At 30.8% G+C, this 16,736-nt stretch carries 11 protein-coding genes and 3 pseudogenes; 9 read left to right on the top strand and 5 right to left on the bottom strand.

Features of this window, described 5'->3' with window-relative positions:
* Nucleotides 1-11: 11 nt before the first annotated feature.
* Complete coding sequence (locus ABNT65_RS08100; RefSeq protein ID WP_348704689.1) at nt 12-467, bottom strand: DUF4442 domain-containing protein; 456 nt, start codon at nt 465-467, stop codon at nt 12-14.
* 157 nt (nt 468-624) lie between these two features.
* Between ABNT65_RS08100 and ABNT65_RS08105 the strand changes: the two genes are divergently transcribed.
* From ABNT65_RS08105 to ABNT65_RS21020, 3 genes and pseudogenes are all read left to right on the top strand, one after another.
* The gene (locus ABNT65_RS08105) at nt 625-1,062 is read left to right on the top strand and encodes a DUF4870 domain-containing protein (RefSeq protein ID WP_348704688.1); all 438 of its coding nucleotides are present in this window, start codon (nt 625-627) and stop codon (nt 1,060-1,062) included.
* Between the two features lie 17 nt (nt 1,063-1,079).
* Nucleotides 1,080-1,424 (top strand): PadR family transcriptional regulator, encoded by a 345-nt coding sequence (locus ABNT65_RS08110; RefSeq protein ID WP_348704687.1) that lies wholly within the window; start codon nt 1,080-1,082, stop codon nt 1,422-1,424.
* Nucleotides 1,417-1,902: pseudogene (locus ABNT65_RS21020) on the top strand (PspC domain-containing protein); the annotation flags it as partial. The gene ABNT65_RS08110 and the pseudogene ABNT65_RS21020, both read left to right, overlap by 8 nt.
* Before the next feature lie 8 nt (nt 1,903-1,910).
* On the opposite strand, the pseudogene ABNT65_RS21025 reads toward ABNT65_RS21020, so the two are convergent.
* Nucleotides 1,911-1,970, bottom strand: a pseudogene (locus tag ABNT65_RS21025) (hypothetical protein); the annotation flags it as partial.
* 106 nt (nt 1,971-2,076) lie between these two features.
* On the opposite strand from ABNT65_RS21025, the pseudogene ABNT65_RS08115 reads away from it, so the two are divergent.
* The 6 genes and pseudogenes from ABNT65_RS08115 to ABNT65_RS08140 all read left to right on the top strand — a co-directional run.
* A pseudogene (locus tag ABNT65_RS08115) lies at nt 2,077-3,399 on the top strand (ABC transporter permease); the annotation flags it as partial.
* 324 nt (nt 3,400-3,723) lie between these two features.
* Nucleotides 3,724-5,370, top strand: a complete 1,647-nt coding sequence (locus ABNT65_RS08120; RefSeq protein ID WP_348747629.1) for an ArnT family glycosyltransferase — start codon at nt 3,724-3,726, stop codon at nt 5,368-5,370.
* Between the two features lie 5 nt (nt 5,371-5,375).
* Complete coding sequence (locus ABNT65_RS08125) at nt 5,376-6,047, top strand: M15 family metallopeptidase (protein WP_348704684.1); 672 nt, start codon at nt 5,376-5,378, stop codon at nt 6,045-6,047.
* Nucleotides 6,048-6,112: 65 nt separating this feature from the next.
* Nucleotides 6,113-6,790: a hypothetical protein gene (locus ABNT65_RS08130; RefSeq protein ID WP_348704683.1), complete on the top strand. Its 678-nt coding sequence runs from the start codon at nt 6,113-6,115 to the stop codon at nt 6,788-6,790.
* Nucleotides 6,791-6,914: 124 nt separating this feature from the next.
* Entirely contained in the window at nt 6,915-7,904 is a 990-nt protein-coding gene (gene pdhA, locus ABNT65_RS08135) for a pyruvate dehydrogenase (acetyl-transferring) E1 component subunit alpha (protein ID WP_348747630.1), read from the top strand.
* Nucleotides 7,905-7,930: 26 nt separating this feature from the next.
* Nucleotides 7,931-9,568, top strand: a complete 1,638-nt coding sequence (locus ABNT65_RS08140; protein ID WP_348747631.1) for a pyruvate dehydrogenase complex dihydrolipoamide acetyltransferase — start codon at nt 7,931-7,933, stop codon at nt 9,566-9,568.
* 366 nt (nt 9,569-9,934) lie between these two features.
* On the opposite strand, the gene ABNT65_RS08145 is transcribed toward ABNT65_RS08140, so the two are convergent.
* From ABNT65_RS08145 to ABNT65_RS08155, 3 genes are all read right to left on the bottom strand, one after another.
* Complete coding sequence (locus tag ABNT65_RS08145) at nt 9,935-11,638, bottom strand: glycosyl hydrolase family 18 protein (protein WP_348747632.1); 1,704 nt, start codon at nt 11,636-11,638, stop codon at nt 9,935-9,937.
* A 160-nt stretch (nt 11,639-11,798) separates the two neighbouring features.
* A complete protein-coding gene (locus tag ABNT65_RS08150; RefSeq protein WP_348747633.1) occupies nt 11,799-14,405 on the bottom strand; it encodes a glycosyl hydrolase family 18 protein in 2,607 nt (868 codons plus the stop codon).
* Between the two features lie 143 nt (nt 14,406-14,548).
* The gene (locus ABNT65_RS08155) at nt 14,549-16,552 is read right to left on the bottom strand and encodes a glycoside hydrolase family 19 protein (RefSeq protein WP_348747634.1); all 2,004 of its coding nucleotides are present in this window, start codon (nt 16,550-16,552) and stop codon (nt 14,549-14,551) included.
* Nucleotides 16,553-16,736 lie beyond the last annotated feature (184 nt).

Here is a 16,736-nt window from a genome sequence, read left to right on the forward strand (position 1 = left end):
AAGCTTAATTGTTACGATTTAACTTTTAAACTCCATTCATACTTAAATTTAGAAACTGAAACTCCTTCTTCATTTATTCCTTCAGAAGTAACTATTACTACCTGACCTTCTTTAGTTTCTATTGCTTTTGAAATCGCTTCCCTTATCAAATGTCCATCATTACACTCAAATCGAATCTTTCCTGTTGCTTTTTTTGTAAATGTAGCATCCATATTAGTTACTAACATTGAAATTTTATGTTTTGACTCATAAATTTCTTTCATCACTAAAATACCAGTAGATAACTCAGATGCCATACCTTGAACAGCCCAAAACATTGACTTAAAAGGGTTTTGATTAATCCATCTATGTTTAACTACAACTATGGAATTAGCATCTGTAATAGACTTAACTCTTACTCCTGTAAAAAAAGCTGATGGTAATTTAAATAATAAAAATAGGTTAATTTTTCGTGGTGTAAACTTCATTATCTCTAGTGTTTAAAGGCAATGTACAACTTTTTATCAAAACTTATCTTATACACATTGAAATGTTAAAAATGTTAAATTTTAGTACTATGTATTGCATAATACCTTTTTAAATACATATATTTGCATTGTAAGGTATTATACAAAACTATTTATCATGCAACAAAACGACGAAAACACCAATGCTTTTTTAATACACATTTCAGCTTTTGCTGGTTATTTATTTCCTTTTGGAAGTATTATAACTCCATTAATAATATGGCAAACTTTAAAAAAGAGAAGTTACTTTTTAGATGAGCATGGAAAACAAGCAGTTAATTTTAACATCAGCTTTGGCATATACATATTCATCTTAAGCGCCTCTTTTTTCTCTATCATATTTGGGAACTTTTTTGACGTCTTTAATGGTATTAATGTAAACATTGATTTTGGAAACAACCATTTCTCTAACCATGGTATTTTTGGGGTATTTGGAGCCTTCTCATTAGTAGGCTTAATCACTCTTATTAAAATTGCGCTTATTATTATTGCTGCAATGAAAGCTAACAAAGGAGAAAATTATAAGTATCCTTTTACCATTAACTTTATTAAATAATTTATAAATCACACTCAATGAAGATAGAAAACACAAAAGCTCAAATGCGTAAGGGTGTGCTAGAATATTGCATCTTAACTATTTTACAAAATGGAGATGCTTACACCTCAGAAATCCTATCTACACTTAAAAGTGCAGAGATGATAGTTGTTGAAGGTACTATTTACCCTTTACTAACTAGACTCAAAAATGCTGGACTTTTAAGCTATCGATGGGAAGAATCAACCTCTGGCCCACCTAGAAAGTATTATGTACTAACCGAAAATGGACAACTATTTTTAAAAGAATTAGATAAAACCTGGAATAATTTAGTAGAAGCAGTAAACCAAGTAACAAGCTCAAAATCAACTAAAAATGAATAAAACAATAAATATAAATTTAGGCGGATTTTTCTTCCATATAGATGAAATTGCCTTTCAAAAATTAAAACGATATTTAGATGCTATATCTCGTTCTTTAAGTGATGATCCACAAGGAAAAGAGGAAATTATAGCTGATATAGAAGCTAGAATAAGTGAACTCTTATCTGAAAGAGTTACCGATGTTCGTCAAGTAGTTAATGAAGGTGATATTGATGAAATCATTGCCATCATGGGACAACCAGAAGATTATACTGAAGCAGAAGAAACTTACAGTGACAATACTTATTACAAATCAAACAGAACTAGTAATTCAAAAAAACTATTTAGAAATAGTGAAGATAAGTTTTTAGCTGGTGTATGTTCTGGTCTAGGTTATTACTTTAACATTGATGTTATTTGGATTCGTTTAGCATTCCTTATTTTAACTTTGGCTGGATTTGGTTTTGGTGTAATTGGGTATATTATTTTATGGGTTTTATTACCTGAAGCTAGAACTACAGCTGAAAAGTTACAAATGGAAGGTGAAGCTGTTAATATAAGTAACATAGAAAAAAAAATTAGAACCGAATTTGAAAGTCTTTCTGCAAAGGTAAAGGAAGGCGCCCATGAGTTGACCGATAAAATCTCTAACGCTGATTATGATAAATTACGTAACCAAACTAAATCAGGAGCGCAAGATTTTATAGATACTTTAGGAAAAATTTTACTAGCAGTTTTTAAAGTGTTTGGTAAGTTCATGGGCGTACTTTTGTTGTTTATTGCTGGAATAGCTTTAGTGTCACTAATTTTAGGAATGTTTTCTATTGGTAGTTTAGAAGTTTTAAATTTCGATAATGAATTTAATATTCCGTTTTTATATGACTCTTTATTGCCTAAATGGCTAATGTTTTTATTTTTCTTTATCCTTGCAGGTATACCCTTTTTAGTTTTATTTATTTTAGGTTTAAGAATTCTTTCTCCTAATATAAAAAAGCTAAATACAACTACAGTTTTAACATTACTTGGGTTATGGTTAGTTGCCTTATTAGGTGTTGGTTTCTCAGCTATTGAATATGGAACTTCAAAAGCTTATAATGGAACTCATGTTGAAAAACACAGTCTCACATACAATACAGAAAATCCTATTAAAATACGTGTAATAAACGATGACAATTTGTATGATTTAGGAAACCTAAGAAATAGAGATAATGCTATTAATGTTACACATAATGATAAAACTGTAAAGTATTCTAATGATATACATATCAATGTACGAAAAAGTGAGACAGGCAATGCTTATATAAAAATAAAGAAAACATCAGAAGGCAGAAAGCGAAATAAAGCTAATAAAAATGCAGAATTAATAGACTATAGTTTTAAAACAGCTAATAATACATTAGTTTTTGATGCCTACTTTTTAAGCGATTTAAAAAATATGCGAAAAGACGAAGAAGTTAAAGTTACGCTTTATATTCCAGAAGGCACCACCGTGTATTTTGAAAGGTCTTCTCGTAATTTTTTATACAACATAGAGAATACTGAGGATATTTATGATCGAGACATGGCTAATCATAAATTTAAAATGACCTCTGAAGGTTTTGAATGTACCGATTGTGAAAAAAAACAGGAAAAGGAAGAAAAAGAAAAAACTGATGATGCTGATATAGATTATGATGATAGCGTTAATGAAAATGTTAGCTTTTTGTTTGATAGTACTATTAATAATATTAAAGCTGAACTTACCATTACAGATGAAACCACAGAAAAACAATTAATCAAATTAGCTAAATGGTTTAAGAAACGTAAAAACATTGACATAGATTTCTCAGAATCTACGTTTCATGAAAATGGTAAAATTAACACTTACAGTCTAAAAGTTAATTGTAATGATGGCTATAAAGGCAAAACAACTTCTAAAATAATAATTAGAAATGGTGATGAACATGGATTTATCAGAAGTTATGACGATGAGTCTTTTAATTTTAAAATTTGGTAACTATTCTAAAGCTAAAAACTATGGATTCTCTTTTTGATTTTTTCTTTAAAGGTGACCTTTTTATAAAAATCTTAAATTTTTTATACAGCCTTTTAATATCACTATTAGAAAATATAAATATTTAAAAATACTAGGTAATAAACCTTAACAACATTAGTTCATTTGCTAGCTAACGTTAAATGATACTAATACTTGGTTTTATTAGTTTACAAGCCAAAGCTTCATTGCTTTGGCTTGTATTTTTATCATCATTTATAAATTAATACTAAAACTTATTATACCTTCTATTTTTGTAGTATTTTGGTTGCTCATTTAAAAAATATTATGAGCAAAAACAAACTATATATAAGTATCTATTTTTTAATTGGTTTTGTAACTATATTAGGTTTATTCTTAGACATAATGGCTCCAGATGGCGCTCTATATGCTTCAATTGCTAAAACAATGTCAGAAAATAATGATTTTATAAACCTATACTCTTTAGGAAAAGATTGGTTAGACAAACCTCATATGCCTTTCTGGCTTTCGGCCTTTTCTTTTAAGCTGTTTGGAATCAATAATTTTGCTTATAAATTCCCTGCCGTTTTAATTTTTTTCTATGGAGTTTGTATTACTTATAAGTTTACTAAAGAAAACTACAATAAAGAAACAGCCATTTTAGCTTCTTTAATTCTAAGTACGTCTCTTCATAGTGTTATTTCAAATTTTGACGTTAGAGCTGAACCTTTTTTAACAGCTTTTATCATAGCTTCTGTCTATTATTTTTACCAATACATTAACAATAGACAACTAAAACACTTAATTATTGGGTGTTTATTCGCAGCTTTTTCTTTAATGACAAAAGGTATTTTTACTTTAATCCCTATTATTGCTGCTTTGGGTGGCGAACTTATTGTCAAAAGAAATTGGAAAACATTACTTTCTCCAATTTGGTTATTAGCTTTTACTGTTGTACTAATATTTACCATTCCAGAGTTATATACCTTATACCAACAGTTTGATTTGCATCCTGAAAAAATAGTATTTGGAAAAAATAATGTTTCTGGTATTAAATTTTTCTTTTGGGACAGTCAATTTGGTCGTTTTTTCAACACTGGTCCTATTGTTATTGGAAATGGCAGTGTTTTTTTCTTTTTACATACTATTTTATGGGCTTTTTTACCTTGGGGATTCTTGTTTTATATAGCAACTTTCTTAAAAATAAAAAGAAATCTAAAAAAAGTAAACAAACAAGAAGAGTTTTACTCAATATTTGCTGCACTTGCTGCTATTATAGTTTTCTCTGTAAGCAAGTTCCAGTTGGCACATTATACCAATATTATTTTCCCTTTTATGGCAATTATTACTGCTGACTTTATATACAAACTCAAAAGTAAATATCAAAAGCTTCAAAAAACATATACAGCTATACAATTAGCCATATCTACTATTATATTAATTCTAATTCCTGTTATCTTTTATTTGATGATTGAAAGTATAAATCCTCTTTTTATCATTATTACAATAGCAGCTATATTTCTAATATTTCAAACGATTAAGAATACTCAAATTGATAAAGTTGAAAAAAATTTTATAATTTGCTCAACTAGTCTTTTAATAGTTTATTCGTTTTTAATGACAAGTTTTTATCCTACTCTTTTAAAATACCAAGGAGGAACTTACGCAGCTCGCCATGTAAATGAAAAGTTTAAAAATATAAACATTTTTAAGAATGATCAAGGTGATTTTGCCTTTGAGCTATATAATAATAAACCTTTAAATAGAGTAGATTTAAAAGAAATAAGTAAGTACAAAGGACAAAATTTCTATGCTAGTTCTAATCAAATTGAACTACTAAAGCAGCAAAAAATTAAATTCCAATTAATAAAGACATTTAATAACTTTAGAATCACCAAATTAAACATTCAGTTTGTTAATAAAAACACCCGAGAAAATGTAATTAATAAAACTTATTTAATTACTATAATTTAATCCAAATGCAAAAAATCAAATTAACATATACTCTATTTCTACTAATCACTACAATTTCCTTTGCTCAACTACCAAAAGGTTTTTCCTATGTTAGTGAAATTGCCCCAACCATACAACAAGAATTAAGGTACTGTAACCATAATAATTTTGTAGGTATTCCTATTGATGGCTATGAAGATGATGTTTTAATAACCTCTACTCTTACAGCTAAAGCCTTAAAGAAAGTACAAGATGAATTACTTAAGAAAAACTTAAGCTTAAAAATATACGATGCATACAGACCACAAACTGCTGTAAATCATTTTGTAAGATGGGCACGAGTAATTAATGACACTGTAATGAAAAAGTACTATTACCCTAAAATAAATAAACGTCATCTTTTTAAACTAGGTTATATTGCTTCAAAATCAGGGCACTCGAGAGGAAGTTCAGTTGATTTAACTATTATTGATTTAAAAACAGGAACTGAATTAGATATGGGAAGCCCGTATGACTTTTTTGGTATTTCTTCACATATTACTTATCAAGATCTTACTAAAGAGCAACAAAAAAATAGAAAAACACTACAAAATATAATGATTAAAAACGGGTTTAGGCCTTATAAGAATGAATGGTGGCATTTTACATTAAATAATGAACCTTTTCCCAAAACCTATTTTGACTTTCCTATAAAATAGTAACTTTTAACGCTTTATTTAGACCAACTTATAAAATCGGCATTATCTTTGTTCAAGAATTATTTATGATGAATATTTTTAAAATCACATTTGCAGTAGTTTTTTTAACTTTCACTCAATCTGTAGCAGCCCAATTAGATGGAAGCTTTGGAGGAAAAGACAAAGGTAAAACGAGTATTGGTATTATAAATAGTGACGCTAAAGAAGTAAAACGCCCAGAATCATTAGATTTTAAAAATAATGACGGCTTCAAGTCTGCACATGCTAAACAACAACAAGAACTACAAAAAAAACAAGCCGAAAAAGCTTTAGAAAATAAAGGTGTTTTAACCCCAAGTTTAAGACGACAATTAGTTCTTCAAAAAAAAATGGAGAAGTTTAATTTAAAAATTCCTATGACTGATAAAGACATGGGAAGTTTCCATACTACATCAAGAAATATCCACATTAATGCTATTGATTTTGGAAGAATTGATGGAGACGTCATATCTATTTATAAAAACGGAATTCCTGTTTTTGAAAACTATACTTTAAAAAGAGATTTAAAAAACTTTAGTATTCCCTTAAGTTTAGGTTTTAATAAAATAGAAATTATTGCTATTAATGAAGGTGACTTAAGACCTAATACAGGAGCTTTTACTATATATGATGACTATAAAGATATTGTATCTTCAGACATGTGGAATCTAGCAAAAGGAGCCAAAGTAATAGCTATGATTATTAGAGAAAAAGAAAAAAAATAACTTCACCCAATCTAGTTGTACAACTTTTAACAAGAACCTTTTTTTAAATTGCTAAAAACTACTACTTTTGTAGCTGCGTTTTATATAAAGTAAAACAAACAACTTAAATAAACAACTAGTATAAATGAAAGAAATCACCAAAGAAACCTATATCAATTGGTATAGAGACATGCTATTTTGGAGGAAGTTTGAAGATAAATTAGCAGCGGTTTACATTCAACAAAAAGTAAGAGGTTTTTTACACTTATATAACGGTCAAGAGGCTGTTTTAGCAGGTTCATTACATGCAATGGACTTAACTAAAGACAAAATGATTACAGCTTATCGTAACCACGTTCAACCAATTGGAATGGGTGAAGACCCGAAAAGAGTAATGGCTGAACTTTATGGTAAAGCTACTGGAACTTCTCAAGGAATGGGTGGATCTATGCACATTTTTTCTAAAAAATACCGTTTTTATGGTGGTCATGGTATTGTTGGAGGTCAAATTCCTTTAGGAGCAGGTCTTGCCTTTGGAGATAAATACAAAGGAAATGACGCCGTAACTTTATGTTATTTTGGTGATGGTGCAGCTCGTCAAGGTTCATTACATGAAACATTTAACATGGCTATGAACTGGAAATTACCTGTAGTATTTATTGTAGAAAACAATGGATACGCAATGGGAACTTCTGTTGAAAGAACTGCTAATCATACTGATATTTGGAAACTAGGGTTAGGATATGAAATGCCTTGTGGTCCTGTTGATGGAATGAACCCTATAAAGGTTGCTGAAGCTGTTGACGAAGCTATACAAAGAGCTCGCAGAGGTGATGGTCCTACTTTCTTAGAAATGAAAACGTATCGTTATAGAGGGCACTCAATGTCTGACGCACAACATTATCGTACTAAAGACGAAGTTGAAGAGTATAAAAAAATAGATCCTATAACGCAAGTTTTAGACGTTATCAAGGATAAAAAATACGCTACTGACGAAGAAATAGAAGCCATTAATAAAGAAGTTAAAGCATCTGTTAAGGAATGTGAGCAATTTGCTGAAGATTCTCCTTACCCAGAGTTAAATCTTTTACATGACATGGTATACCAACAAGAAGATTATCCATTTATTAAATAAATAATCCAACTAATACATTATAAAATATGGCTACAATAGTAAACATGCCACGCTTAAGTGACACTATGGAAGAAGGTGTAGTGGCGCAATGGTTAAAAAACGTTGGAGATAAAGTAGAAGAAGGTGATATTCTAGCTGAAATTGAAACAGATAAAGCCACTATGGAGTTTGAATCTTTCCATGAAGGAACTTTACTTCACATTGGTGTTCAAGAAGGGGAAACTGCACCTGTAGATAGTTTATTGGCTATTATTGGTGAAGAAGGCGAAGACTTTTCTGCCCTTTTAAATGGAAATTCTACTACTCAAGAAGAAACAAAAGAAACTCCAAAAGCCGACGAAAACGCAAATACAGAAAACACTAATAATGTTGTAATACCAGAAGGTGTACAAGTAGTTACCATGCCACGTTTAAGTGATACGATGACTGAAGGTACAGTTGCTACTTGGTTAAAAGGTGTTGGTGATAAAATTGAAGAAGGTGATATATTAGCTGAAATTGAAACTGATAAAGCTACTATGGAATTTGAGTCTTTCTATGAGGGGACTTTATTACATATTGGAGTACAAGAAGGAGATAGTGCACCTGTAGATAGCCTACTAGCTATTATTGGTAGTGAAGGTACAGATGTAGCCGGTTTAATAGAAGCTCATAAATCAGGAAGTTTAACTACTTCTAATAGTACTGCAGACAAAAAAGAAGCGCCTGCTTCAACTCCCAGTGTTAGCTCAGATACTCAAGTGGATACTAAAGAGACTGTAGTAAACACTAACTCTGGAGGAAGAATTTTTGCTTCTCCTTTAGCTAAAAAAATAGCTAAGGACAAGGGTATTAACTTAGCTGACGTTAAGGGGTCTGGTGAAAATGGTCGTATCATTAAAAAAGATGTCGAAAATTATACACCTTCTGCAAAAGTTGAAACTTCAACTCCAGCTAGTACTTCTACTCCTTCTACGGTTACTAGTTTTGCTATTGCTGGTGAAGAAAGAACAGAAGAGGTTAAAAACTCTCAAATGCGTAAAGCAATTGCTAAATCTTTAGGGAACTCTAAGTTTAATGCTCCTCACTTCTATTTAAATATTGAAGTGGATATGGATAATGCTATCGCTTCTAGAAAAACTATAAACGCGATACCTGATACTAAAGTATCGTTTAATGATATGGTTGTTAAAGCTTGCGCAATGGCTTTAATTAAACATCCGCAAGTAAATACTTCTTGGTCTGATAATGCTACAAAATACCATAGTCATATACATGTAGGTGTTGCTGTAGCTGTTGACGAAGGATTAGTTGTTCCAGTAATAAAACATACCAACTCTTTAAGTTTAACTCAAATTGGTGGAGCAGTAAAAGATTTAGCAGGTAAAGCTAGAAGTAAAAAAATTAAACCAGATGAAATGCAAGGAAGTACTTTTACAGTATCTAACTTAGGTATGTTTGGTATTGAAAGTTTTACTTCTATTATTAATCAACCTAATTCTGCTATTTTATCTGTAGGTGCTATTGTAGAAAAGCCTGTTGTTAAGAATGGACAAATTGTTGTAGGTAACACAATGAAGCTTACCTTAGCTTGTGATCATAGAACAGTTGATGGTGCTGTAGGAGCTCAATTCTTACAAACCTTAAAAACTTACTTAGAAAATCCAGTTACTATGTTAGCTTAAACATAATAACTTAATATATAAAAACAGGCTGTTTAATTTTCTTTTAAACAGCCTATTTTTTTATAACTTAATAATGAAACCTCAAATATAAACTCACTAAAGCTTAAAGTATATTTTTCTAAAATAGTATGTATTTCTATTATATCTAATTCTATATTTATAGCAGTAACAACTTCACAAGTATAATCTTAAAATCTTTTACTGTATAGTAGGAATGACTTCATAAGTATAACTATAAAGGCTTTAGGCGTATAGTAGTTATAATTTCTTAAGTATATTAATTTTTAGCAAAAACTAGTATAAACATAAAAAGCGTCTAATTTCTTAGACGCTTTTACTTCAAACAAATATTTATTACACTTCTTTTTACTTTTTAACTAGCTTCTTTACTTTTCGTTTACCATTTATTTCAATACTACATAAGTATACTCCTGGTTTTAAATTAGGAACTTGTAAATTAAAAACACTTGCACCTACTGGTGCCTTACCATTCATCAATGTTTTTATTCTGTTACCTAAGTAGTCGTAAATTTTTACTTTAATTACATTTTCTTTTGATGAATTTATTAATAATTTAACCTCATCTTTTACAATAGTTGGATATAACTTTAAAGATTGTACTGATGCAAACTGCCAATCATCTTCACTCAATGTACCATTTCCACTTGCATCATTCAACGCTTTTAAAATACTTGATGGAGAATCATAACTTGCATCCTGTGTTAACTCCCAAACAATAACACCTTGATGTCCATAGTTTTTACTGTACTTTATTTTCTCCCCTGCTTGTTTTGGTGTGTCAAAGTAGATATTTTTTCCATTCAACCCAACATGTCCATTTAAGCTTTTAGGATCTTTAGCATCATAACTTGTTGCTGCATCTGGAAACTCTTCTAACATTTTTCTATAAGGAACAAATTTATAACCATTACTTCCTGCTGGTTTTCTTTCAGAAAAATCATACCCATACATAGGAACTCCTATTACTAGCTTACTCTTTTTAACACCTAAACCTCCTCCATGATTCCATGTTGGTGGCGCTATACCCAACCAATATTCTAACGCATCTTGTACGGAATATATTGGATCATCTGCCGTTTGTCCTGTATATGACCCAGCTGGTACTTTATATAAAGAACTATGAGGCCCTATTGGTGACTTATCCCAAGACCCTGTAAAGTCATATGTCATTAGCCCTATCCAATCCATATAATCAGCCATCTTTCCATCATAATTATTACCATACCAAGAAGTTCCAAAAACAGCTGCAGAAATAAGTTTATTGGGCATCTTCTCCCTCAACTTCTTACTTAAATTGGTTAGACCAATTGCTGCTGGATGTGGTCCTTCATCACTTCCACCCCATTGGTCACCTCTTTTTCTTCCGCCTTGATCTACAGTTCCTGTAATTGCTGGATCATTCCACCAACACTCTAAATCTAAATCAACACCATCTAAATTTCGATCTTTAATATAATTCACTAATAAATTAGCTATTTCTTCTAATTTTTGATCATTGTTATAGTACTTAGTCATCAACCATAAAAAAGCATAATCTATGGCACCACCTACAGCTACAGATACTTTCACATTTTTAGCTTTTGCCTTTGATAACACTTTACACTCCGTTAAAACTGAATCTACTTTTTTCAGCTCTTTTTCGTCAAATGCTATAGAAGCAAAATCACTGCTATTATAATTCGTATTATTTTGTTTAAAAGTTAAAAATGAAATATTTAAATTACTTACTACTTCAGGCTTGAAGTCATTTTTAATGTCATAATCTTTTATCCACGTAGGTAAGTAACCTATAATGCGCTGTTTTCCATTATAATCTTCTCCTAATCCACCATCTCCGCAAGGGCCTAAAACTTGCCATGATTCATGTCCCGGTTTTTCTGTTGTATAATATTTAGCTTCATAATTGATACCTTCGTAAGAAACCTGATCTCCTTTAACATAATTTTGTTTTGAGGAATCCCAAGAGCCATAACAATCTGGAAATTGATACTGTGCATGCAGAAATATGCTACAAATTAGAAAGCTTAAGGTTAAGAGTTTTTTTCTCATGATTAAGGGGTTTTGTTGTTTGTTTATTTTAAGTTTTAATTATTAATTCAAATTATTTAGTTTTTAATTGGGTTAAAATAAAACTGAATAAGTCTTTAAAAGACTTATTCAGTTGATGTTATTACACTATAAGACGTTATATTTTAAAAGTTATTGTTTACTAATTGTTTTTTATGATTTTCTCAGTATATGACTTTCCATTTACAAATATCTTATAAATGTACAGTCCATTTTTTAACATTGACAAATTATCATCAAAAGTACTTAGCCCTTTGCTTACGTTATCATCTACAAATGTTTTCACTAATTTACCTGAATGGTCAAAAAGTAGAATTTTAACAGCACTTTTCTTCTCTAATTGCACATCTATATTTGCTTTATCAGAAACAGATGTTGGATAAACTCTCAACAATGTACTTTCTGGACAATTAGATATAAACTTCCATTCTGCTGACTGTCCAGGTGTATGATTCTGTGTCCACCAATTAGCCTCATATATTTTTTTATCATAGTATACTTTATCACCTTTATTGTAAACTTTACTAGCTTTCCACTCTGAACTTCCACAGAAATCTCCTCCTCCTGTTCCATCACACGACCTTACTTCTTCCCAAACATTACTATTGCCAGGTACATCTGTTGTTTCTGCATACCACTTATTTTTATAAATTACATTATTATATACTACCTCTTGCCCTGCTTGTGCGTACACTTTTGCTTCCCATGCAGCAACTCCACTACATCCTCCACCAGTACTTTTCTCTTTAACCGTAAAACTAACTGTCTTTTCAGACAACAAACCTGCATTATCTGCTGCTTTAATTTTTAGAGAAAAAGTTCCAAATTGATTAGGAGTCCAGTTAGCTATGTACTCATCACTATTTGAACTTACTGCATTGAAAGTTTGGTTATTTATTATAAATTCAACTGTACTTACAGACTCATTATCAGTTACCATTGCTTTTAATGTAATGGCTGATAAATCTGTTTGTTCTATTGTACTATTGTCAACTGGATTAACTCCTGAAATTACTGGTGGTGTGTTATCATTTGACTTTTCTCTAACAGTGAATGTAATACTACTCTCAGACTTCGCTCCTTTATCATCTATTGCTTCTGCTATAATTGTATAACTACCAAATGTTGAAGGCGTAAAACTCCCTGTATATTCATTACCTGATTTTGATGAATTTATTACAGTTCCGTTATTCGTAAATTTAAAAGAATCCACAGTACCATCACTATCAATTGCTGTTGCTTTTAAATTAATAGTTGATAAACTATCAACTTCAAAAACCTGATTATTGGTTGGTGAATTCCAAGTAATTACAGGAGATTGGTTAATTGGATCTGTATTTCCATTTGCCTCGTTTAGAGCCTTCAATATACTTGATGATGAATTATAATTAGCATCCTGTGTTAGTTCCCAAACAATTACTCCTTGATGCCCAAACCTTTTACTATATTTTATTTTTTCACCTGCTTGTTTAGGTGTATCAAAATATATATTCTTCCCATTAAGTCCAATATGCCCGTTTAATTTCTTGGTATCTTTAGGATCATAACTTGTAGCTGCATTTGGAAACTCTTCTAATATTTTTCTGTAAGGAACAAATTTAAAACCATTACTCCCTGCTGGTTTTCTTTCAGAAAAATCATAACCATAAATAGGTACACCTACTACTAATTTATTTTTCTTCACTCCTAATCCGCCAGCATGATTCCATACAGGTTCTGCAATACCCATCCAATATTCTAAAGCATCTTGTACAGAATAAATAGGGTCATTTGCTGATTGACCTGTATATGTTCTTTCAGGGACTTTGTACAACGAACTATGCGGTCCTATAGGTGATTTATCCCAAGATCCTGTAAAATCATAAGTCATCAACCCAATCCAATCCATATAATCAGCCATTTTCGCATCGTAATTGTTACCGTACCAAGAAGTTCCAAAAACAGCAGCGGTTATTAACTTATTAGGCATTTTTTCTCTTAACTTCTTACTTAAAGTCGTTAAACCAATAGCCGCTGGATGCGGACCATCATCAGCTCCTCCCCATTTATCTCCTCTTTTTCTTCCTCCCTGATCAGAAGTTCCAGAAATATTAGGATCTGCCCACCAACACTCTAAATCTAAATCTAATCCATCTAATTGACGTTGATTAACATAGTTTACTAAAAGATTTGCTATTTCCTCTAATTTTTGGTCATTATTATAATACTTAGTCATTAACCATAAAAAGGCATAATCAGTAGCACCACCAACAGCCACTGAAACTTTTACATTTTTAGCTCTTGATTTTGATAAAACTTTACAATCAGTTAAAACAGAATCAACCTTAAATAATTCTCTTTCATTAAATCCTATAGAAGCAAAATCACTACTGTTATAGTTGTTATTATTTTGCTTAAACATTAAGAAAGAAATGTTAAGGTTGGTCACTACTTCTGGTTTAAAATTATTTTTAATATCATAATCAGGAATCCAGGTAGGCAAATATCCTATGATTCTCTGTTTTCCTTTATAATCTGCCCCTAAACCACCATCTCCACAAGCACTAATAACTTGCCAAGATTGATCTGCTGGCTTAGCTGTTGTATAATATTTCGCTTCATAATTGACACCGTCTAACGAAACTTGATCTCCCTTTACATAATTTTCTTTGTTAGGATCCCATGCTGGGTAACAATCAGGAAATTGATATTGTGCGTAAAGACTTACACCACAAATTAAGAGTATAAGGGTTAGTATTGTTTTTTTCATTATTACTTAGTTTTTGTAATTCCTAGAAGGATTATTTGTTGTTTGTTAATTATTTATTAGTTAATGTTTGATTAAAAAAATCTTAATATATAGCCTAATAAGCCTTATAGAAAAGGCTTATTTAAATGTTCTTTGAAGTTATTTTATTTATTATTATACTTAATAAATTTCCTGTTATAAGTTTTACCTCCAACAGAAATTTTATAGATATATAAACCTCTCTTAAGGTCTGATACATCATAAGTGAAATTATAAGTTCCTTTTTGAAAATTATCTGTTCTAAAACTCTTTATTAAGCTCCCTGAATAATCAAACACCTGTACTTTAACACTCTCTTTTATATCAGGGGCCATATTCAAATACAATTTATCTACAACTATAGTAGGGTATGCATTGAATGGTTGTTTTTGTTTTTTGTTTAATTGAGAACAATTTTCTACAAACTCCCATTCTTGGCTTTGTTCTGGAATATTGTTTTGAGTCCACCATTTTGCCCTAAATATTTTACTTTCATAATAAGCTTGATCTCCTTTATAATACACTTTATTAGCATCCCACTTTTCTTTTCCACAAAAAGTACCAGTTCCACCTCCATCATCTCCTCCACAAGATTTTATTTTCTCCCAAACATTACTTCCTCCAGGAATATTACTACTATCTGCATACCATTTATTTCTATACACTACATTATTATACTTTATATAGTTATCAGCTTTATCATAAATAATAGCATTATTCCATTCAGGAATATCATCACATGAAAGATTTACACCATCCCATACTGTAATTTTTATATTAGCAACAGCCTCCAAACCATTTTGAAACAACGCTTTTGTATTAAAAGAATGTGTCCCATACGTACTTGGTGTCCAAGAAAAAGAAGTGCCATTAAAATCCTGTCCATTAATCGTTGTTACAATACTGGCTAATGTTGTGTTTTTTCTGTCTACTTCAATTGTAAAAGGTATTACTTCGAAATTTGGTTGTTTAAATAGTTGATTATTTTTAGGAGATGTAAAACTAATAGAAGGTTTCATTGCACATGGTTCTGTTGTTATATCAGCTGCATCTCCTCCATATCTTTCCATATCCTTACAACCACAATCAGATAAATCATTTACACCATCCATATCTGTTCCTACATTAAAAATACCTGCAAAACGCTCGTAATACCCTATCCTATCTAATACCTGAGGCTTTTCTACTCCTTGCCCACATTCAACACCTCCATTAATAATATTTACTGTCATTCCTAAACCTACTACTCTATTCTTAGAAACATCTAGTTCAGTTGGCTGCCAATTTCTAACCATAACATCATGCGCAGATGGTTTAGGGTATTGCGGAGTCATCCAAAACCAAATAGCAGTTTGGAAAGCTAAAGCAGCATCTTCAATAACCTTTTCAGGGTTATCTAATAAAACTTGCTTATCACCAAAAATAAATTCACTTGCGGGTCCATAATTATAATTGTATGATAGTTGCATAGGTCCTCTACCTTTATATGATTTCCCTGGAGTTGGAGGGTAGTTAACATCTGGTGAAGCGTATAACGAGGTTGTTGGTTCTTCTCTAAAGTGTAATCCCCAAGAAAACCTTCCTCCAGGAGCCGTTGGCCATCCACCAGTTGTTTCATGAGATATATTTGCGAAAAAAGCAGCTAGTTCTCTCTTTTTTGTTTCTTGATTACCTTCTTTTAAAAAGTTTCCATAGTCAACTTCTTCCCTTACAATATCTTTATTTATATTTCTAGGAGCTTCAAAATCTGCATCCTTTCTAATTACTACCTTACTTCCTGAAACCTTGTCTATTCTAGTAATTCTATACGCATTAGTGGCACATCTTCTCTCAAAAACAGCTTTAATTTTAGACATTCTATTAATAGCTTCAATAAAAGAAGCATACGTATAAAAATCATCTTTAGGGTCTAACTCCCAGTTTCCACCTCCTTTATCTTTAGCTCCAAAACGATATGGGAACAAAATATTCCACATGGCTTCAGAGACTAATGGATGTTCTTGGTTTATTTTTTCTTTTTTTGAGAAAACCTCTTTTTTACAGTTTTTTTTGGGGGTTGCTATTATAGTACTAGTACATGCTACTATAAATAACAACAGTAATTGTTTAGTTATAGATTGGTTAATCATTAGTTAGAAGAGTTTTAAATAAATTTTAGTTGCATTCATATTACTCTATTTTCTGCTCCTTGAGAAATAATTTAGACCAACCACATATTTTAACTACGTAACAACTCTTTTTTATCTATTAATGAAAGCTTAACATGAAAAACAGCTATTTAACTTTTTTAAAAAGCTATTTTTTTATAGTTTT

Origin of the sequence: Tenacibaculum sp. 190524A02b (assembly GCF_964036645.1) — a bacterium.
Classification (GTDB): Bacteria; Bacteroidota; Bacteroidia; order Flavobacteriales; family Flavobacteriaceae; genus Polaribacter; species Polaribacter vairaonense.

Coding starts and splice junctions, on each gene's coding strand:
- ABNT65_RS08150 (WP_348747633.1), bottom strand. CDS start 14,405: ATGAAAAAAACAATACTAACCCTTATACTCTTAATTTGTGGTGTAAGT.
- ABNT65_RS08140 (WP_348747631.1), top strand. CDS start 7,931: ATGGCTACAATAGTAAACATGCCACGCTTAAGTGACACTATGGAAGAA.
- pdhA (WP_348747630.1), top strand. CDS start 6,915: ATGAAAGAAATCACCAAAGAAACCTATATCAATTGGTATAGAGACATG.
- ABNT65_RS08110 (WP_348704687.1), top strand. CDS start 1,080: ATGAAGATAGAAAACACAAAAGCTCAAATGCGTAAGGGTGTGCTAGAA.
- ABNT65_RS08100 (WP_348704689.1), bottom strand. CDS start 467: ATGAAGTTTACACCACGAAAAATTAACCTATTTTTATTATTTAAATTA.
- ABNT65_RS08105 (WP_348704688.1), top strand. CDS start 625: ATGCAACAAAACGACGAAAACACCAATGCTTTTTTAATACACATTTCA.
- ABNT65_RS08130 (WP_348704683.1), top strand. CDS start 6,113: ATGATGAATATTTTTAAAATCACATTTGCAGTAGTTTTTTTAACTTTC.
- ABNT65_RS08120 (WP_348747629.1), top strand. CDS start 3,724: ATGAGCAAAAACAAACTATATATAAGTATCTATTTTTTAATTGGTTTT.
- ABNT65_RS08125 (WP_348704684.1), top strand. CDS start 5,376: ATGCAAAAAATCAAATTAACATATACTCTATTTCTACTAATCACTACA.
- ABNT65_RS08155 (WP_348747634.1), bottom strand. CDS start 16,552: ATGATTAACCAATCTATAACTAAACAATTACTGTTGTTATTTATAGTA.
- ABNT65_RS08145 (WP_348747632.1), bottom strand. CDS start 11,638: ATGAGAAAAAAACTCTTAACCTTAAGCTTTCTAATTTGTAGCATATTT.